Here is a 17,735-nt window from a genome sequence, read left to right as displayed (position 1 = left end):
CCGGTGATCGTTCCGTGAACGGCGCCTGCTGATGCAGTGGAACCTGCTTTCGGTTCAGCAGCCTTCGAAGCTGCTGCCTTCGGTGCAGAAGCTTTAGGAGCGGCTGTCTTCGCCTTAGAAGCATTCGCTGCTACCGGCTTCACCGGAGCTGCCTTTTTGGCAGCCGGCTTGGCCGCAGCCTTGGCCGGCGCTTTCGCAGCTGCAGGTTTCGGTGTCCTGCTTGTCGAAGATTTTGTGGCCGCCACAGACTTTGCGGGTGCCTTCACGTCAGCTGCCTTGGCGGCGGATGCGGACGGCTTCTTGGTTGCGGGTTTCGCAGCAGCAGGTTTTGCAGAAGCCGTTTTGGCCGAAGATTTTGCAGCAGCCGGTTTCGCGGCCGCCGGTTTCGCAGCAGCGGGTTTGGCGGGCGCGGCCTTGGCTGCAGCGGGTTTGGCGGGTGCAGCCTTGGCTGCTGCCGGCTTCGCGGACGATGATTTGGCAGGTGTCGATCTGGAGCTTGCCGGCTTTTCCGATGCGGCTCTGGAAGCAGGCGTACGCGATGTGGTCTTGCGCCGTGTTGTTGGCTTTGCGGCAGCTTTTACCGCCGGCTTCTTCGGCGCACCGTCGTTGGTGTCGTCGGTCATATGCGTAACTCCAATCCTATCCGATATGCCGCCCACATCGCTTCCAGAGGGTCCGGCCCGTTGGGAAATCCTTCAAACAGCAAAGCGCACTTATTGCGCCTTTGTTAGGTGTGGCTGGTTTCTGCAGGAATTTCAAGTCTTCTCGATGAAAGCCCGTTCAAGGAAAGACAAATGACCGTCTCAACCCTGTTATTTTTAAACAAACAAGCCTGTGCTTAAAAAACAAGAGACGGCGGCGAAAAACTTCGCCGCCGTCTCCAAGTCGAAAGCTTCAAATTGCTTGCGAAACCGAGAAGACGTCTTCCCGGGCAGCCGGTACTGCCATCGGATCCGGTACACCGGATGCCGAAAGCACACCCTCCAGGCCGTCAACGTGCCCTGGAGTGAACTCCAGTGCGAGGAAACGGTGATAGTCCACCGGTCCCGGCATCCCGACCTTGTCGAGAAGGCCCGCAGCAAAACCGAAGCGGGTATAATACGGCTGATCGCCGACCAGGATCACAGATCCATGGCCAAGCACGGCAGCCTGGTTGAGGGCGTGCCGCATCAGGCGGTCTCCGACCTTCAGTCCCCGGCAACCCGGATCGACGGCAAGGGGTCCGAGCAACAGGCTTTGCGAGCCGTTGCGGTCCGCCACAGACCAGAGCCTTACCGTGCCAACGAGCTTGCCAGATTCGTCGATTGCAGAAAATGCGAAGACCGGAAGCCGGCCTTCACGCAGACGCTCGGAGGTTTTCCTGAAGCGGTCCTCACCGAAACAAAGGTCAAGCAGACCCTCGCGGGCGCCGGTGTGATCCGGCGCCTCGTCCACAATATCAATCATGGCACTTGCCTCAGATGACGAAGGACGCCAGCGGCGCGAAGCCGTTGAAGCCGACCGTGGAATAGGTCGTGGTGTAGGCACCACAAGCCTCGATCAGCACCTTGTCGCCAATGGACAGGCTCACCGGCAGTTCGTACGGCGTCTTTTCGTAAAGAACGTCGACGCTATCGCAGGTCGGGCCGGCCAGCACGCAAGGTGCGGTGGTGTCGCCGTCGCGCGGGGTGCGGATCGGATAACGGATCGCCTCGTCCATGGTTTCGGCCAGACCGTGGAACTTGCCGATATCGAGATAGACCCAGCGCACTTCGTCGTTTGCGGATTTGCGGGAAATCAGCACGACTTCAGCTTCGATCATGCCGGCATTGCCGACCATGCCGCGGCCCGGCTCGATGATGGTGGACGGCAGACGGTTGCCGAAGTGCTTGCACAGCGCCTGGAAGATCGCTTCGCCGTATGTCGAAACGCCCGGGACGTCCTTCAGGTAACGGGTCGGGAAGCCCCCACCCATGTTGACCATTTTCAGTTCGATGCCGCGGAGCGCCATTTCCTGGAAAACGCCTGCTGCCATGGCGAGAGCGAGATCCCACGCCGTGAGGTTGGCTTGCTGGGAGCCGACATGGAAGGAAACGCCATGGGCGACAAGGCCGAGCCGGTGCCCGTGTTCGAGGACGTCGGGCGCCATTTCGGGGTCGCAGCCGAATTTGCGGGAGAGCGGCCACTCGGCGCCGACACCGTCGCACAGGACGCGGCAGAAGATTTTGGAGCCAGGGGCAACGCGGGCGATTTTTTCAACTTCTTCGACGCAGTCGACGGCGAAGAGGCGGACACCATACTGATAGGCACGCGCAATATCCTTCTCCTTCTTGATCGTGTTGCCGTAGGAAATGCGGTCGGCGGATGCGCCGGTTGCCAGCACCATTTCGATTTCGCCGACGGAGGCGCAATCGAAGGAGGAGCCGAGGCTTTCCAGGAGCGACAGGATTTCAGGTGCCGGGTTGGCTTTCACTGCGTAGTAGACGGAGGTGTCCGGCAGGGACTTGGCAAAAGCTTCAAAGTTGTCGCGCACGATGTCGAGATCGACAACAACGCACGGGCCATCTTCGTCACGTCGGCGGAGGAAATCGCGGATACGGTCGCTCATTGGGGGGCTCCCCTCTTTCTCAATCTCAGCCGCAGGCGCGCTAATCCTTGGCGTGCGCGCTGCGTTCACGTCACAGGGGGCTGCAATGCGCACCGGGCCTCCCCCGGGATGGAACCGGAGGCCGGGTTGACTGCAGCGACGGTTGGGCTATGCGACTGCCAAGCAGCACAAAGCTTTCCCGCGTCGGGAAATGCCGTTGATTGGATCGGGAGAACCGAACCGCACGTCGGGCAATGATGTAACAAGTGCCTCTTCAGTGACGCCGGAGGTTGGAAACCCCGGCAGAGACCAAAAAAGCCCTCTTACGTCGTTGCTTTAAGCCGTCCGGATCTCAACTGCCCCGCCCCTTGGCGGATTGTCTGGCAGCGGCCCCTTAAGAGATGTCTTGTTGAACATCCCATGGACGACCACGGGCACGTGCGAATTTGGGCAAGGCGTATATGCGCCCGTTCGCCCCCCGATGCAATAGGAAATTTTCAGTTGCAGAAGGTTTTTTTTTCACGCTGAACCGGACGAGTGGTCTTCAGAGCCGAAAGCCTTGCCCCGCCTTAACTATTTGCTAAAAATTGTGACAGTCCCGGCAGACGTTTCGCGGTGCCTTGCACGGTCCCTTGGATGCCGACCGGCATTGACTTGCCAGCCCTCGAGGGTCAGACAGCAAATCACCACTTACCGGACAAAACGGACCGCTCGGGAAAGGCCAGCGCATGAAGATCGGAAAGCTAGACCACGTCAATCTTCGCACCACGCGGCTCGACGAACTGATCGCCTGGTATGGCGACATTCTCGGGATGGAACCCGGACCGCGTCCCGATTTTCCCTTTCCAGGCGCCTGGCTCTACGCGGGTAACGATGCTGCCATTCATCTGGTCGGCGTTGAGGGGCCGGAAGCGACCGGATCCGAAGCAAAGCTGAAACTGGAACATTTCGCCTTTACCGCTTCCGGCCTGGAAGCTTTCGAAGCAAGACTGAACGAGCGCGGCGAACGTTATCGCCGCTCCGTTCAGCCCGGCACGGGGACGGTTGCCATCAATGTCTGGGACCCGGACGGCAACCATATCCATGTCGACTTCACCCCGGAAGGCTGACGACCGGATCGAAACTCCCGGATCGCCCTCAAAAGGCTTCGAAGTGGATCCGCTCCTGCGAAACACCGAGCTGTTCGAGCCCGGACTTCAGATCAGCCAGGAAGGCAGACGGACCGCACAGGAAGTATTGCGTCTGCAGTAGGGGTGACAAGTCCAGCAGATCTTGTGCCGTTATCCGGCCGACCGCATCATAATCCTGACCTGAAACGTCCGAAGGCTGCGGGCGGCTATAACGGATCTCGTGCTGAATGTTCGGCCTCCCCGCCGTCAGGCTTTCGACTTCCTGCCGGAAGGGATGATGATCACCATCCCTGACACTCTGGACGAACCACACGGGCCGGCTCCCATCCTCACCTGCCAGATGATGCAGCATGCTCAGGAGCGGCGTGATACCGATGCCCGCACTTGCCAGCACCACCGGGTCTTTCGTCTCCGGCAGCGCAAAATCACCAGCCGGCCTTCCAGCGTCTATGTATCCGCCAACCTGAAGCACATCATGCAGGAGACGCGAGACAAGTCCGTTCGGCTCGCGCTTCACGGATATTCGATAGCGGCCTTCGGACGGATCGCCGGATAGCGAATAGCTTCGCTGGATCTTGCCGTGGCCGGCAGGAAGGCTGAGTTCGATCGGCAAATGCTGACCGGCCTTGAACGAAGGCAAAGCTCCCTCGTCGCGAGCCTCGAACACGAACGACGTCACGTCGGAACTTTCCCGGATTTTCTCGGCGAGCCTCAACGACCGGATTGCCGATGCATCCTTCTGCCAGCGCAAATGCAAGACCGACGTCAGTTCAACGATTTCGTCGACCTCGAAGGACACGAGTTGACGTGCACCAGGCACTTTCGCCACTTCTTCCTTATCCCAAACGATCGTTGCCCGACCGGTCACCTGCAACAGGCTGCCGCTTGCAAAATCCAGGAACAACAGCCCTGTTCTCGCATCCGCCAGAATGTTGCCAAGCGTGTTGTAGAACCTGTTGCCAGCATAGTCGGGGAAGATCAGCCGACGATCATCCAGAACATGCACGAAGCCGCGTTCACCACCCCGGTGAGACACGTCCATGCCGAAGGCCTCGTCATCGCCCTCTCCCCGGTAGCCGGTTGCGATGAAAAACGTATCGGCAGACCTGATCCACGCCGTTTGCGTAGCACTCAGACGCGATCCACGAACGGCTTCTCCCGAGACAGCTTCCGTGCTCCAGCGCACATCCCGTGCCCGGATATATTGCGGGCAATTTCCGAACGACTGCCCGACAGCAAACCGGAACCCGTCACCCCCTGCGGAGGCGACTGTCCCGTTGACGCGATTGCGCCGCCGGGTCGCAAGTTCGATCCCGATGAACCCGACATCCGCGCCTTCGACAAATGCCTCTTCCAGGGCGTCTCCTGCGACAGGACGCGCTGAAATCGTCAACGACCCGGGATCGGGTGAGCGTACAAATCCGGGCCAGCCCTCCAGCACTGTCGCCCAGGGGCGACCGGCAGCATCGCGTGCCGAGGCGATCATGAATGGCTGGTCCTCGTAGAAGGCCCGATGCTGATCCGGCATGAAGCCGCGGATGGCACCACGCGCCCATCGCTCCACGTCCCTGTCGCCAAGTAGTTCCTGCACCTGGCGTTCGCCGTCATGAAACGGAGAAGGGATGACCGTCCGGTTTGCAGTCTCATCGATCTCAGCCATCGTCAAATCCTCTCGGTACCTTCAGGAACGCCAGACGCAGGCCCTTGCTCGCAAGGACCTGCAGTTCGGGGAAACGTTACGCGGCAAGGCCTGCCTTGGTCGCCGGCATGGCCACAAAGCCCGGCAAGGCCTCGATACGCTTCAAAAGACCGCGGATGCGCGGATAGGGTTCCAGCGAAACGTTGCCTTCCGGCGCATGCGCCGTGTAGCTGTAGATGGCGATGTCGGCGATCGTCGGCCGGTCGCCAACGAGCCACTCGCGGCCATCGAGATGGGCTTCCAGATTATCGAAAGCCACCTTGGCGACAGACTTCGCGCGTTCCGGATCAAGCGGCCGTCCGAAGACCGTGATCAACCGCGCCGCACCCGGGCCGCTTGCAAGTTCACCGGCGGCAAAGGCCAGGAAGCGATGGACTTCCGCTTCCAGATACGGATCTGTCGGCAGCCAGTCCGGCGCATATTTGCGGGCCAGGTAGACGAGGATCGCGTTGGAATCCGAGAGCACGGTCGGACCATCTTCGATGACCGGAACCAGGCCCACCGGATTGAGTTTCAGGAACGGATCGCGTTTGTGCTCGCCATTGGCCAGGTCGACCTCGACCAGCTCGTAATTGATGCCGGTGAGGCTGGAAAAGAGTTCCACCCGGTGGCAGTGACCGGAGAGCGGAAAACGGTGGATCTTGATTGCGTTGGACATCGCCAGCTTCCTCTTGCCTTGAAGGATCTTTCTGCGGCCGAAGCGTCTTTGTCCGGTCCGCTGCCTGCAATATGCCTCCTGCCTTGAATAGAAATAATCTTCGAATTCATTCAATGATTATGTACAAATAAGGGATAATTAGTTGATGAGAGCAGGATCCGCCGAGGACAATAGTGATGGACAAGATCGAAACCATGCGAGCCTTCATCGCCGTCGCGCAGGAAGGATCCTTCACAAGCGCGGGGCGACGGCTGGGCCTGTCGACCAAGCTTGTCAGCAAATATGTCCAGCATTTGGAAGGCCAGTTGAAGACCCAGCTTTTCAACCGGACCACGCGCAGTGTGTCCCTGACCGACGTCGGCGCAGCCTATCTGGAGCATTGCCGGCCGATCCTGGAGCAGATCGATGATCTGGATTCGCTTGTGCGTGAACGTCAGGGCGCCCTGGCCGGCCAGATCAGACTGACGGCCCCGACCGGCTTCGGCAGCACGAGGCTGAGCGAGGCGCTTGTCCCTTTCCTGCGCAAGCATCCGGATGTCGAGGTGGATATGCGCCTGACCGATCACCGGCTTGCCCTGGTGGAGGAAGGTCTCGATCTGGCGATCCGCATCGGAGCCTTGCGGGATTCCACCCTGATCGCTCGCAAGCTGGCCGGCATGCCGCTGGTTCTTTGTGCCTCACCGGATTATCTGAAGCGGCACGGCAGACCGCAGGACCCAAGAGCCCTTTCAACCCATGTCTGCCTTGTCGACAGCAATCAGACCGAACTCAACACCTGGCGGTTTCATTCCGGGGATGAAGAGCAGGTCATCCGGCTGCATGGTGCCGTCCGCTCCAACTCGCCCGGAGCCCTGGCCCGTATGGCAATGGGCGGTCTCGGCCTCACCATCGCGCCGCTCTATGCCATCGAGGACGCCCTGGCAGACGGACGGCTTGAGCACGTGCTGCCGGAATACAAGACCGACACGTTCGGCCTCTATGCACTCTACCCACCCAACAGGCACCTGACCCGCCGTGTGCGTGCACTGCTCGATCATCTGGCCGCAGTGTTCAGTTCCCGCTGGCCGGACTGACGGCAGGCGGCTTCACTGGAAAGGAGAGCTCGAAGGTTGCGCCACCGGCACCCGGCAGCAGTCGGATCGCTGCACCATGGGCCTTCAAGAGCGCCTGGACGATGCCAAGCCCCATGCCGGTGCCCCCGCTTTGCCGCCGGGTGGTGAAGAAGAGTTCAAAGACCTGGTTCTGATTGCCTTCGGAAATGCCCTCACCATCGTCTTGCACCTGAACTGTCAGGCCTTTCTCGTCGGGCACAGCAACAATCGATACCCTGGACGCGGCGTGGCGACGGGAGTTGTCGATCAGGTTTTCAAAAACAATCCGGGCGTTTTCCGCCGACATCGGCAAATCCGCCTCGCCGGACAGGTCGATTTCGAGTCCTTCGAAACGCCTCCTGAGCGCGGTGACAACCTCGCTCAGCCGGCAACTCCCGCCGATCTCGACGCTGTCGGCTCGGGCGAGATCACGAAGCCGGTTCAAGAGCTTCGAGGCACGTTCGGTATCGTGCAGGATATTGCTCAGGAACTTCTCCCTGTCCGCATCGCTCAGCTCCGCCCCTTCATCCTTCAACAGCTCCGCCGCTCCCTGGATAGAGGTCAGCGGCGTTTTCAATTCGTGGGTCACGTGGTTGGCGAAGGTGGAGATATAGTCATTCCGATCGAACAGCTTGCGCGACATGTCCAGCATGCTTTCTGAAAGTGCATGGATCTCGCGGTTGCCATGAATGGCAAGCGGCACCAATGCCTCCCGCTCGCCATTACCGATCGCCAGAGAACGTCGGGTCAGTGCCTTGATCGGTCCGGTGATGGCGCGTGCGAAAATGAACCCGACGACAAAAGTCGCAGCCAGCACAAAGACCACGACCCAGAAGACGGCCTCGCGCTTAACGAACATTTCCTTGAGGATGTTGCTGGGCGTGCGCGAGGCATAGACAACGCCCGCGACCCGGTCGCTCACGATAATCGGCATCGCGACAAAAACGCGAACGCTGGTTCCCCGGCTGATGGAATAGATCGGCTGCGGATTGTCGACGATGCGCTCGCGCAGCGCACTGGCATAATGCCCCGAAAGCGCTCTTTTGATCTCCTCCACATGGGCAAGCGACAGGCCGATATCCTCACGCCCGGCGATGATCACACCATTGAAATCCAGCACCCGGAAACCGGCCAGGGTCTTCTTCTGAGTTTCCTGCAGGATGCGGTCCACGGCTTGTCCGGCACTCAGGTATTCGAGAAGCGGTGGTTCGGCAGCCGGCCGTGGCGCCCCTCTCCCGGGCAAGACCGTCGTGCGCGTGAGATCGAGTTCCGGAAGTTGCGGCGTCCAGCTTCCGCCCGGGTTTCGCAGATAGATGCTGCGACTGCCTGGCACCACCGTAGCCTTCGCAACCTCCGGCCCCAAAGGCAGGTCGGCGCCACCGATCTCCTCAAGGCGCTGCGCCATTGCCGCGGCAATTGCCGCCGACTGCCCGATCAGCTCCGCTTCTGTCGTCTCGATGAGCTGGTTTTCATAGACGCGAAAGAAAGCGACACCTGCGAGAGGCACCAGCAGCATGATGCCAAGAACCCCCGCCACCACGAGCGACAGCGGCGGACGCCATTTGTCTCGGAAGGTGCGCGACAGGATCATCCGCCGTTTCCATTCTCGACGCGGCAGGGCCCAAGCCGGAATCCGACGCCGTGCACGGTCTCGATGGCATCGCCGCATCCAACGGTTCCAAGCTTGGCGCGGATGTTGCGGATGTGGCTGTCGATGGTGCGATCGGAGACGTGGATATTGTCCCGGTAGGCATTCTGGAGGATCTGCTCGCGGGTAAAGACGATCTTCGGCCGGGCCAGCAGGGTGGCCAGGATATCGAACTCGATGGCCGTGAGCGTGACAGGCGTTCCACCGACTGTCACATGGCGCTGCGACCGGTCAAGTTCGACCGCACCGAAACGCAGCGCAGGCAGGTCTTCAACCGTTTCGGCTGCCGCGGGTGTGCCATAGCGCTTCAGGATCGCGCCGACGCGGGCGATCAGTTCGCGCGGGCTGAAAGGTTTGGTCACATAGTCGTCGGCACCCAGTTCCAGGCCGACGATCCTGTCGATCTCGTCATCGCGTGCCGACAGAAACAGGATCGGCACCTCCGACGTGCGGCGCAGGTGTCGGCAGACGTCCAGCCCGTCCATTTCCGGCAGGCCGATGTCCAGAACGATCAGGGACGGATTGCATAAAAGCGCCTTGTCGAGCGCTTCCTTCCCGTCAGCGGCAACTTCGAACACATAGGACGCTTTTTGAAGCGCGAAACAGATGACGTCCCGGATATGCGGGTCGTCATCGACAACAAGAATGGTTTGACCTGGCAAATGTCTCTTCCCGAAAAATGGCTCCCGCAGTTGCCTGCGGGAGCGTTACCAATAGCGAAGCACGGATCAGGTTTCCAGCCACCAACCATCCCGGCGCAACGTGCGGGGCAAGGCAAGATCCAGCTCGCCAGACGCAGCTTCCTCATCGCGTGACCGGAACCCGCGAACCCTTTCCCGCAACTTGCGGAAGCTATTTGCCAGTTGAAGCCGGAACCGGGCAGCCACAGCCAGGAGGACCAGCATCACTCCCAATATGCCTTCCGGCTCCGGCGCGGAACTGCCGGAAAGGTTCAAGGACGGATAGGCATTGGTCGAAACGCCTGCAACTTGCGGCAAGGGCACGTTTCGGTGAGAGGCGGTCGCCGGTGCGCCGTTCACCACCTTTTCAGAGACGGCGACAAAGGACGTGAACCGGGTCTGAAGCGAATAGGTCAGGCCCAGATCGACGATTTCCTGCTTCAGTTGCGTGTCGGTGCTGCCGCCGATCGTATAGGCGCGCTCCTTGTCGAAAATCTGCTCGCGCGCCCAGATCAGCGGCAGGGCCCGACTGGAAACCGCACTGCCGTCGACAGAAGACTTCAGGTCGATTTCAAGCGGCAGTCTGGCAGCATGTCCGTTGACCAGACCGTTGATGAAAATCGTGTGCTTGCCGCCGGCAGCGTATCGCCCCATCACGCGCACCGAGCCGCCTTCGAACAGATCGGGTATCCTGGCCGGGCTCTGTCCCTCGACCTTGAGACCGTTCCAGTCGATGGTGATGTCTGTCAGGAGCGGTGTCTTCAGGTTTGCGGCAAGGCTTTCCGCCGCTTCGCCCGCATCTTCTCCCAAAGCCACATAGCGGGCATAGCCCCTGCCCTCTGTGGCCATCGCATCCAGCAGGAACCGGTTGACCGAGTTGCCGACGCCGAAGGCATAGATACGCGCCTTGCCGATACGGCTCGCGACACTCGAGATCACGGTCGCCTCGTCGCCGATGTAACCGTCGGTCAGAAAGACAACGATACGGGTGGTGTTTTCCGGCTGCGCTTGATCGAAGGCGGTGTTTACGGCCTGGTTGATTTCCGTCCCGCCACCGGTCGAAAGACCAGCCACGAACTTCAAGGCCTGCCGCTTGTTTCGCTCCGTTGCCAGAACAGCATTTCCGGCAAATTGGGAGGTGTTATTGGAAAAGCGGAGGATGCGGAAATAGTCATCAGAGCGCAGAGACTTGATCGCTGCCGTCATGAAGGTCTTGCTCGCTTCGATCGGCTGCCCGCTCATGGACCCGGATGTATCCAGCACGAAGACAAGCTCGCGCTGGCCAATCATGTCTTCAGCCGGCAGTTTCGGCGGCTCGATCAGCAGCGAAAAATAGCCCCCGCCATCGGCTTCGTACCGGGACGAGACACCGGCAGCAACATTGCTCTGTGCGGCAAGCTCGTAACGCAAAACGAAGTCCCGATTGTCGATGGCCCTGCCGGACTTGAAGCGAACTGTCCGCATTTCGCCCTGGCTTGAAACCTCCAGTGCATGGGTATCGCTCGACAGCCGCGAGACAGGCATCGGTGCCTTGAGAGCAAGTTCCAGCGACACCCGCCTCGGATCGATTTCCTTCGGAGCATTCTGCCCGATGACCTCCGGATAGGCCGGAAGCTTGTCGATCTGCCAGCCGGAGACTGTTTCACTGTGCTTGAAGGCAGCAGGTTTCGCAAAGACGGGCACATCGCTCGCATATTCAGTATCGCCGTATCCGGGACTGTCGTCCTCCGGCACTCGCTTGTCCGCGATGTTTTGCGAAGGCTTCAGGGCGGCTTGCGCGCCCAGTCCTTCGTAACGCGGCCCCACCACCATCGGCATCACCAGCTCATAGGCGCCGTCGATCTTGGGGACGGTCTGGGCGTATTCCAGTGTCACCTTCACCGGGCGACCGGGCATCAGATGCGCAATATCCTGGGTGAACATATTGGGCCGGTGCTGCGTCAGAAGGGCAGCGGCCTTGCCTTCCCGTTTCGCCTTCTCGAAGGTTGCCCTGGCATCTTCCTTCTTCTTCATCCGGGCCACGATGGTCTCGCCGTCGAGATCCATCCGCATGGCGTAGATGGCGGCCTTCTGGTTCAGCGGAAACAGATAGGTCGCGTTAAGTGGCAGCTTGGTCGGGTTCAGGAAGGTCTGCGTCAGTTCCACATGGGCAACATCGCCGTCAACCTCGACCCTGTAATCGGCCTTCAGAAGCGGCAGATGGATCTCCTTGCCATCGGCTGTGGCGACCACGGTGCCGGACAGATCGTCGAGGTCTGGCTCGGCTGAAGCCGGCAGTGCTGAAAGGGTGCCAAAGACGATAGCCAGCGAGGCTGCCAGAGTGGCTTTCAGAGAATTGGCAGACGCCAATGGGGACAGGAACGTCATATGCGTTTCTCCTTTTGGGCAGGGAAATTACCGGAAGTGCGGGTGTTGAGATCGAGCGCAGCCCCTGCGGCGGCCTCAAAGGCGGCGCGTTTCGGCTCGTCCAGAGTCCACGGGGTAATTCGCTGAATGCTGGTCCAGGTGGTGCCGGGCCGTTTCAGCCACAGCCAGATCGCCTCGGCGATGTTGTGGGTCGTCTCGCCGGTGCTCGAAGTAAAGGTAACGGCAACGCGCCAGTCCCCACCGGTTTCCGACCGGGCCCGGTAGAGCGCTGTCGGAACCGGTTCGAAACGGCTGCCGACAAAGGTCACATCGAAGCCCATCCCGCGCAGGCAATCGTCCGGGGCGTGCAGATGGCGCAGCGGCGAAGAGGTGTGCACGAGCGTCAGTGCCATCGGCCCGTAGCGCCGCTTCTGGGCGTGGCCACCGTATTGCCGGAAATATTGCTCCTCGATCGGCAACAGCGCTTCATCGACACCGACCTCACCTGCCAGTGTCAAAGGCAGCGGCTGAGGCCGGGATGAAGCCGAGACATCAAGCGCGTGCCTCGGCAGGCTGACGATGAACAAGGCAAGGCTCAGGAACACCAGAGCAGACATCTTCTGCAAGGGCCGCGACATCACCGGCAAGCTGAAGACAGCCCGGGCAGCGCGCCACTCAGCAGGACGTGGCTTGTAGAACGCCAGCACCGGTGCCATCGACAGAAGAAGCGTCAGATAACCGATAATGTCGTGAAGCGGCTGCGCCATGACATCGGCCTCCAGGACACTTTCCGGATAGGCAATGCCGACGGCAAGCAAAGCGATGCGCAGAGAATTGCCGATGAGAGCAAGTCCGAGCGTGATGCCAATCCAGAGTACGGCAGTCAGCAGGTTCGGCCGGTAAAGCGCAGTCAGGATGACCAGAAAGGCCATGGCGAGCATCAGCCCGGATGTGCCCGAGCAAGGCAGGTCCACCAGAACGTCCTTGCCGGCAAGTCCGATCCGGATGCCTGAGCACGAGAGATCCGAAAAGAAGAGGCCGAGACCGCCGCAGGAAAGCTTGGCCGACAGTTCCTACAGCGGATAGCCGAGCAGCCGTTGCAGAATGCGCTCGACCGGCAGAGTGAACAGAAACAGGACGGACAGCCAGAAGGGGGAAACGGCTCTCTGCCTCTCCCCTGTCCGCAAAAGGGTAGCGAGCGCGAAGACATCAATTGCCAGCGCCACCCCGCCGATCACGTTGATCCCCAGAACCTGGCTCGCCAGCCGGATCAGCGCCGCCGCCAACAGGAGCAGCACTGCCATTTGCCGGTGCCCGATCGAATTCTGCCGAACCGGGCTCGTCATCGACCAAAGCACCAGGGCTGCCACCGCGACCAGATAGAGCGCGCCGGTCGATGGGTAGGACGGGTCAGTCCATGTGCCGATCAGCCAGCGCAGCGGCTCGTAGGCAAGGATCAGCGAGGCCAGGAGGAAGGCCAGTGAGGTCGGGGAAGAGGTTGCCAGGCGGGTCATGGCACCTGTTGTGCCAAGCCCGCTTGCAGGCCTTTGTCAGCCTATGTGCAGATTTTGCGCATTTTGCCGGACGACTGGCCGGAAACGCCCGCGCCGGTGGCCTTGCCCCAGGAAACGATGACCGGTCGTTCCAACCCGTCCAGGGGCATGATCCTGCAGGCGATGCCAAATACGGAAGAGACGGTCGCTTCCGTCAGCACTTCCGTTGTCGGACCATTGGCGGCGATCCGTCCCTTTTCGAACAGCACAACGTGATCGGCATAACGCATGGCCATGTTGAGATCATGCAGGACAATGACGAAGCTTCGGTTCTCGGAGCGGCTCAGGTGCTTGACGAGGTCCAGCAACTCAAATGCATGGGCAATGTCCAGATGGTTGGTCGGCTCGTCCAGAAAGATCCGGGGCGCATCCTGCGCCAGTGTCATGGCAACCCAGGCACGTTGCAGCTGCCCGCCGGAAAGCTGGGCGAGAGCCCGGGTTTTCAGCTCGGTCATTTCGGTGATTTCAAGCGCACGGTCGCAGGCAGTCCTGTCCGCTGCCGATGGCCCGCCGAACCGGCTTCGATGCGCAAACCGCCCCATCAGCACCAGATCCTCAACCGAAAGGTCCGACGGTGCATCGGGCGACTGGGACAACATGGCGACCTGGCGCGCAAGATCCTTCTGCGACCAGTCGCCAAGCGCCCTGCCTGCGATTTCCACATTGCCGGCATCCGGCCGGTGCAGACCGCGCATCACTTTCAGGGCCGTCGATTTGCCGCTGCCGTTCGGTCCGCAAAAGGCGATGATCTTGCCGTCGGGCAGGTCGAGGCAGACCTCGTTCAGCGCGGGCGCGCCGTCATATGCGGCACTGACACGATCGAGACTGGCCAGAGTGTCAGGCATGGGATTGCCGTCCTTTTACAAGCAGATAGAGAAACAGCGGCGCACCGACGAGCGCAGTCAACGCGCCTGCGGGCAATTCCAGCGGTGGCGCGATGATCCGGGCCAGCGTGTCGGCTGCCAGCACCAGGAAACTTCCGGTCAGAGCCACGGAAACCAGATATCCGGACCGGAACTGACCGTGGAAGATCCGTGCAACATGCGGCGCGACCAGACCGACAAAACCAATGGCACCGACATGGGCCGTTGCGATGGCCGTCAGGAAAACGGCAACCGCCAGCAGGCAGAACTGGGCCTTGTCCAGCGACAGGCCTGTCACGGCAGCGCTTTGAGGATCAAGTACGAGTTGCCGAAGTGTGAGCCGTTGCCACAGCAACACCGGGACGATTGCGACAAGTCCGAGACCGACCGCCAGAACGTCCTGCCAGTGGGCTGCACCAACCGAGCCCGTCAGCCAGGTAAGTGCCTGACTTGCCCTGTAGACAGGCCCGAGAATAATCAACAGCGTGACCGCGGCCTTTGCGAGTGCTGCCAGGGCAATACCGTACAAGATGATCTTCAGCGGCTTGCTGCCTGCCCGATCAAGCGATGCCAATGCGATTACCAGGGCTCCGAAGACTGCCGCCCCGGCGATGGCGGCCAGAGGCTGCCAGTGAATGGAGACTGTCAGATTGTTCGCCTGATCGGAAAACAGCCACAAGAACAGCACGACGCCAACCGCCGCGCCGTCGGTAATGCCCAGAACCGAGGGCGACGCCATGGGATTGCGCACGACCCGCTGCAGCAAGGCACCCGCAAGGGCAAGCGCCGCTCCGGCCAGTATGGCAAGGGCAACACGGGGCAAGCGCAGGGTCCAGACGATTACTTCATCCATGCGGCTGCCTTGCCCGGCCAGCGCCGCGACAACACGTTCCGGCGGCATGAAGCTGGACCCGATGCCCGTTGCTGCCAGTGTCAACGCAAACACGAGCAGCATGACCGGAAGCAGCCTGACAAGAGGAAATGCGCCTGCCATCACGCTGCCAGCCCTTTCCGCCTGTGAAGCAGATGCACCAGCATCGGAACGCCGACAAGCGCAAGAACGGCACTCATCGGCGCTTCACCGGGCGCAACGACAATACGCGCAAGAATATCGGCAAGGACTGCGATCAGGGCACCGGTCAGAAGGGAAAGCACGATCAACTGCCGTGTCGACGGCAGGGCGCCGTCGGTCAGGCGCCGGGCAAGATGCGGCGCAACCAGGCCCAGAAACAGCACCGGCCCCGCCATCGCCACCGCACCCGCCGCAAGCAGGGCCGCAAGCCCGAGCGCCGTCAATCGGACTGCGCCAACATTGACACCCACTGACCGGGCACTGGCATCGTCGAGACGCAGCACGTCCAGCGGTGTTGCCAGAAGAAGGCTGCCTGCGACCCCGATGGCAAGCAACGGCAACCCGAGTTGCAACAACCCGATCGGCCGGTCGGAAAAACTGCCCGACAGCCAGAACAGCAGTGTCTCAAGAGCGCTTTCGTCGATCAGCAGCAAGGTCTGTGTGAAGGACGCCAGCAGGGCGGCTACGGTAAATCCGGCCAGCAACGTGGTTGCCGGATTGCCTGCACCGCCAGTGGACGCTGAAATCGAAAACACCAGGGCCGTTGCCGCCAGCGCACCCATCACTGCTGCAATGCCGATACCGGCAAGGCTTGCCACGCCGAAGACCGTCACCCCGAAGGTCACGAACAGCGCACCGCCTGCATTGACCCCGAGCAGTCCCGGCTCTGCCAGCGGATTGCGCGTAACCGATTGCATCAACAAGCCGGAAAGGCCGAGAGAGGCCCCGCAAACCACGCCGATCGCGGTTCTTGGAAGACGCAACGTCGTCACAATCAGCGCATCTGCGCCCTCGCCCCCCATGAGCGCGGAAAGGACCGTATGAGGCGCATAGAAGGTCAATCCGGCATGCAGGCTGAAAATGACAGCCGCGCACAGCGCCAGACACAATGCAATCGCCGGCCGCCTCATGCGCCCTCTCCCCTCCGATTGACAAATCAACGGCCCGTCCATACACGGGTTTAATACTGGAGGCAAATATTCAACTTTTTGGAGTCATTCTAATGAAGATCTGGTCACGCCTGCTGTGCGCCCTGCCGCTGTGTGCGATGCTGGCAGCAGCCCCTGCGATTGCTCGCGATGTCACCGACAGCATGGGCAACGTCACGGTTCCGGACGCCCCGAAACGGATTGTTGTCCTTACCAATGAAGGCACGGAAGCGCTGCTGGCGCTTGGAGTGACGCCGGTGGGCGCGGCCAATTCCTGGAATGGCGATCCCTGGTGGGACCATATTTCCGATGCCATGGACGGAGCAGAACCTGTCGGCAAGGAAAGCGCGGTGAACCTGGAACTGATCGCGGCTCTGGAACCCGACCTGATCCTGGCAAACAAGCAGCGGCACGAGGAAATCTATCCGCAGCTGACCGCAATCGCCCCGACCGTCATGTCCAAGGAGCTTCGTGGCGACTGGAAAATCAACTTCCGCCTCTATGCCGAAGCACTCGGCAAGGAGCAGGAAGCGGATGCGGCCATCGCCGATTACGATGCTTCAGTCGCAGACCTTCGGGAGAAACTTGGTGACCACCTCAACGAGGAAGTTTCCGTGATCCGTTTCGTGCCCGGCCAGATCCGCATCTATCAGCTCGACAGTTTCTCCGGTGTGCTTTTGAAAGACATCGGCTTTCACCGGCCGGCGAACCAGAATGTGGAAGAATTTGCCATCCGCACCGGCAAGGAGAGCATTCCGGATATGGACGGCGACCGGATCTTCTATTTCACCTATGACACGGGCGACGGCAAAGGCACGTCTCTGGAAGAAGAAGTGCTTGCCGATCCGTTGTGGCAGTCCCTGTCCGCCGTCAAGGCCGGCAAGGTGCACCAGGTCAGTGATGCCATCTGGAACACCGCCGGTGGCATTCTGGCTGCAAAGCTGATGCTTCACGACATTGCCGGGATTTACGGCCTCGACTAGAAAACCGTTCGGCTTCCGCTTGAACGGAAGCCGTTCCCACACAGGCACCGCCCTGAGATTGCGGATTAGCAGGTTCTCACCGGCACCGACCGGTTGCCTTGCTGTCCGTCATTGAAAACAGAAGGGTAAGCCATGACCACCGACACTTCCTCGCAGCTGCGGCTCGGCCGCATCGCCGCAACACTGGGCGTCAGCGATATTGAACGTTCCCGTACGCTCTACCGGGAAATCTTCGGCCTGGAAAAAGTGTTCGAAAACGGCAGTCCGGTTGGCTTCATGATCCTGAAGAAGGACGAGGCCGAATTGCACCTGACACTCCAGAAAGGCTACCAGGCTCCGCCATTCAATCAGGCCCACATCATGGTGTCCGACGCCGACGCCGCCTGCCGGGCCTGCGAGCGCCATGGTTTGCGCATCGTCAAGCGCCTCCGGAACAAGGACTACGGCCTCAGAGCCTTCGTCTTCGCCGATCCGGACGGCAACCGGATCGACGTTGCCGAGGAAATCTGACCTGGCC

Annotated in this window: 17 protein-coding genes; 5 read left to right on the top strand and 12 right to left on the bottom strand. The window is 60.8% G+C overall.

Annotation, left to right across the window (positions count from 1 at the left end; translation table 11 throughout):
* Nucleotides 1-276 precede the first annotated feature (276 nt).
* A complete protein-coding gene (locus FIV03_RS31615) occupies nt 277-798 on the top strand; it encodes a hypothetical protein (protein ID WP_173013724.1) in 522 nt (173 codons plus the stop codon).
* A 96-nt stretch (nt 799-894) separates the two neighbouring features.
* On the opposite strand, the gene FIV03_RS17310 is transcribed toward FIV03_RS31615, so the two are convergent.
* Nucleotides 895-1,446, bottom strand: coding sequence for an N-acetyltransferase (locus FIV03_RS17310; RefSeq protein WP_152510425.1), 552 nt, complete (start codon nt 1,444-1,446; stop codon nt 895-897).
* A 10-nt stretch (nt 1,447-1,456) separates the two neighbouring features.
* Entirely contained in the window at nt 1,457-2,587 is a 1,131-nt protein-coding gene (locus FIV03_RS17305) for a type III PLP-dependent enzyme (RefSeq protein WP_023000938.1), read from the bottom strand.
* A 707-nt stretch (nt 2,588-3,294) separates the two neighbouring features.
* Between FIV03_RS17305 and FIV03_RS17300 the strand changes: the two genes are divergently transcribed.
* A complete protein-coding gene (locus tag FIV03_RS17300) occupies nt 3,295-3,675 on the top strand; it encodes a VOC family protein (protein ID WP_055654985.1) in 381 nt (126 codons plus the stop codon).
* A gap of 28 nt (nt 3,676-3,703) precedes the next feature.
* Here the strand turns inward: FIV03_RS17300 and FIV03_RS17295 are convergent, their stop codons facing one another.
* Both FIV03_RS17295 and FIV03_RS17290 read right to left on the bottom strand, forming a co-directional pair.
* Entirely contained in the window at nt 3,704-5,356 is a 1,653-nt protein-coding gene (locus FIV03_RS17295; protein WP_152510424.1) for a pyridoxamine 5'-phosphate oxidase family protein, read from the bottom strand.
* Nucleotides 5,357-5,432: 76 nt separating this feature from the next.
* Entirely contained in the window at nt 5,433-6,053 is a 621-nt protein-coding gene (locus FIV03_RS17290; RefSeq protein WP_152510423.1) for a glutathione S-transferase, read from the bottom strand.
* 176 nt (nt 6,054-6,229) lie between these two features.
* Here FIV03_RS17290 and FIV03_RS17285 point away from each other — a divergent pair, with 176 nt between their 5' ends.
* Nucleotides 6,230-7,126 (top strand): LysR family transcriptional regulator, encoded by an 897-nt coding sequence (locus tag FIV03_RS17285; protein WP_023000934.1) that lies wholly within the window; start codon nt 6,230-6,232, stop codon nt 7,124-7,126.
* Here FIV03_RS17285 and FIV03_RS17280 read toward each other — a convergent pair.
* The 8 genes from FIV03_RS17280 to FIV03_RS17250 form a co-directional block, all read right to left on the bottom strand.
* Nucleotides 7,104-8,735 carry a histidine kinase dimerization/phospho-acceptor domain-containing protein gene (locus FIV03_RS17280; protein ID WP_152510422.1) on the bottom strand — a complete coding sequence of 544 codons (1,632 nt, stop codon included), beginning with the start codon at nt 8,733-8,735 and terminating at the stop codon, nt 7,104-7,106. The genes FIV03_RS17285 and FIV03_RS17280 overlap by 23 nt on opposite strands.
* The gene (locus tag FIV03_RS17275; RefSeq protein WP_152510421.1) at nt 8,732-9,454 is read right to left on the bottom strand and encodes a response regulator transcription factor; all 723 of its coding nucleotides are present in this window, start codon (nt 9,452-9,454) and stop codon (nt 8,732-8,734) included. Before FIV03_RS17275 ends, FIV03_RS17280 begins: the two co-directional genes overlap by 4 nt.
* Nucleotides 9,455-9,520: 66 nt before the next feature.
* Nucleotides 9,521-11,839, bottom strand: a complete 2,319-nt coding sequence (locus FIV03_RS17270; protein WP_152510420.1) for a VIT and VWA domain-containing protein — start codon at nt 11,837-11,839, stop codon at nt 9,521-9,523.
* Nucleotides 11,836-12,888: an exosortase T gene (gene xrtT / locus FIV03_RS17265; RefSeq protein WP_209010074.1), complete on the bottom strand. Its 1,053-nt coding sequence runs from the start codon at nt 12,886-12,888 to the stop codon at nt 11,836-11,838. The genes FIV03_RS17270 and xrtT overlap by 4 nt, the downstream gene beginning before the upstream one ends.
* Nucleotides 12,889-12,891: 3 nt before the next feature.
* On the bottom strand, nt 12,892-13,332 hold the full coding sequence (locus FIV03_RS31770) for a hypothetical protein (protein ID WP_209009687.1): 441 nt from the start codon (nt 13,330-13,332) through the stop codon (nt 12,892-12,894).
* Between the two features lie 41 nt (nt 13,333-13,373).
* Nucleotides 13,374-14,216, bottom strand: a complete 843-nt coding sequence (locus tag FIV03_RS17260) for an ABC transporter ATP-binding protein (protein ID WP_152510419.1) — start codon at nt 14,214-14,216, stop codon at nt 13,374-13,376.
* Complete coding sequence (locus FIV03_RS17255; protein WP_286202200.1) at nt 14,209-15,228, bottom strand: iron ABC transporter permease; 1,020 nt, start codon at nt 15,226-15,228, stop codon at nt 14,209-14,211. The genes FIV03_RS17260 and FIV03_RS17255 overlap by 8 nt, the downstream gene beginning before the upstream one ends.
* Nucleotides 15,228-16,217 (bottom strand): iron ABC transporter permease, encoded by a 990-nt coding sequence (locus tag FIV03_RS17250; protein ID WP_152510417.1) that lies wholly within the window; start codon nt 16,215-16,217, stop codon nt 15,228-15,230. Before FIV03_RS17250 ends, FIV03_RS17255 begins: the two co-directional genes overlap by 1 nt.
* Before the next feature lie 92 nt (nt 16,218-16,309).
* Here FIV03_RS17250 and FIV03_RS17245 point away from each other — a divergent pair, with 92 nt between their 5' ends.
* The gene (locus tag FIV03_RS17245; protein ID WP_152510416.1) at nt 16,310-17,218 is read left to right on the top strand and encodes an iron-siderophore ABC transporter substrate-binding protein; all 909 of its coding nucleotides are present in this window, start codon (nt 16,310-16,312) and stop codon (nt 17,216-17,218) included.
* Nucleotides 17,219-17,350: 132 nt separating this feature from the next.
* A complete protein-coding gene (locus tag FIV03_RS17240; RefSeq protein WP_152510415.1) occupies nt 17,351-17,728 on the top strand; it encodes a VOC family protein in 378 nt (125 codons plus the stop codon).
* Nucleotides 17,729-17,735: the final 7 nt, after the last annotated feature.

The organism is Labrenzia sp. THAF187b (genome assembly GCF_009363375.1).
Taxonomy (GTDB): domain Bacteria; phylum Pseudomonadota; class Alphaproteobacteria; order Rhizobiales; family Stappiaceae; genus Roseibium; species Roseibium algicola.
The sequence above is the reverse complement of the archived record's forward strand: the minus strand, read 5'-3'. Positions and strand labels throughout refer to the sequence as shown.

Excerpts from the sequence above, each read along its gene's own strand:
- FIV03_RS17310 (WP_152510425.1), bottom strand. The coding sequence starts at position 1,446 with ATGATTGATATTGTGGACGAGGCGCCGGATCACACCGGCGCCCGCGAG.
- FIV03_RS17305 (WP_023000938.1), bottom strand. The coding sequence starts at position 2,587 with ATGAGCGACCGTATCCGCGATTTCCTCCGCCGACGTGACGAAGATGGC.
- FIV03_RS17300 (WP_055654985.1), top strand. The coding sequence starts at position 3,295 with ATGAAGATCGGAAAGCTAGACCACGTCAATCTTCGCACCACGCGGCTC.
- FIV03_RS17295 (WP_152510424.1), bottom strand. The coding sequence starts at position 5,356 with ATGGCTGAGATCGATGAGACTGCAAACCGGACGGTCATCCCTTCTCCG.
- FIV03_RS17290 (WP_152510423.1), bottom strand. The coding sequence starts at position 6,053 with ATGTCCAACGCAATCAAGATCCACCGTTTTCCGCTCTCCGGTCACTGC.
- FIV03_RS17285 (WP_023000934.1), top strand. The coding sequence starts at position 6,230 with ATGGACAAGATCGAAACCATGCGAGCCTTCATCGCCGTCGCGCAGGAA.
- FIV03_RS17280 (WP_152510422.1), bottom strand. The coding sequence starts at position 8,735 with ATGATCCTGTCGCGCACCTTCCGAGACAAATGGCGTCCGCCGCTGTCG.
- FIV03_RS17270 (WP_152510420.1), bottom strand. The coding sequence starts at position 11,839 with ATGACGTTCCTGTCCCCATTGGCGTCTGCCAATTCTCTGAAAGCCACT.
- FIV03_RS31770 (WP_209009687.1), bottom strand. The coding sequence starts at position 13,332 with ATGACCCGCCTGGCAACCTCTTCCCCGACCTCACTGGCCTTCCTCCTG.
- FIV03_RS17260 (WP_152510419.1), bottom strand. The coding sequence starts at position 14,216 with ATGCCTGACACTCTGGCCAGTCTCGATCGTGTCAGTGCCGCATATGAC.
- FIV03_RS17255 (WP_286202200.1), bottom strand. The coding sequence starts at position 15,228 with ATGGCAGGCGCATTTCCTCTTGTCAGGCTGCTTCCGGTCATGCTGCTC.
- FIV03_RS17250 (WP_152510417.1), bottom strand. The coding sequence starts at position 16,217 with ATGAGGCGGCCGGCGATTGCATTGTGTCTGGCGCTGTGCGCGGCTGTC.
- FIV03_RS17245 (WP_152510416.1), top strand. The coding sequence starts at position 16,310 with ATGAAGATCTGGTCACGCCTGCTGTGCGCCCTGCCGCTGTGTGCGATG.
- FIV03_RS17240 (WP_152510415.1), top strand. The coding sequence starts at position 17,351 with ATGACCACCGACACTTCCTCGCAGCTGCGGCTCGGCCGCATCGCCGCA.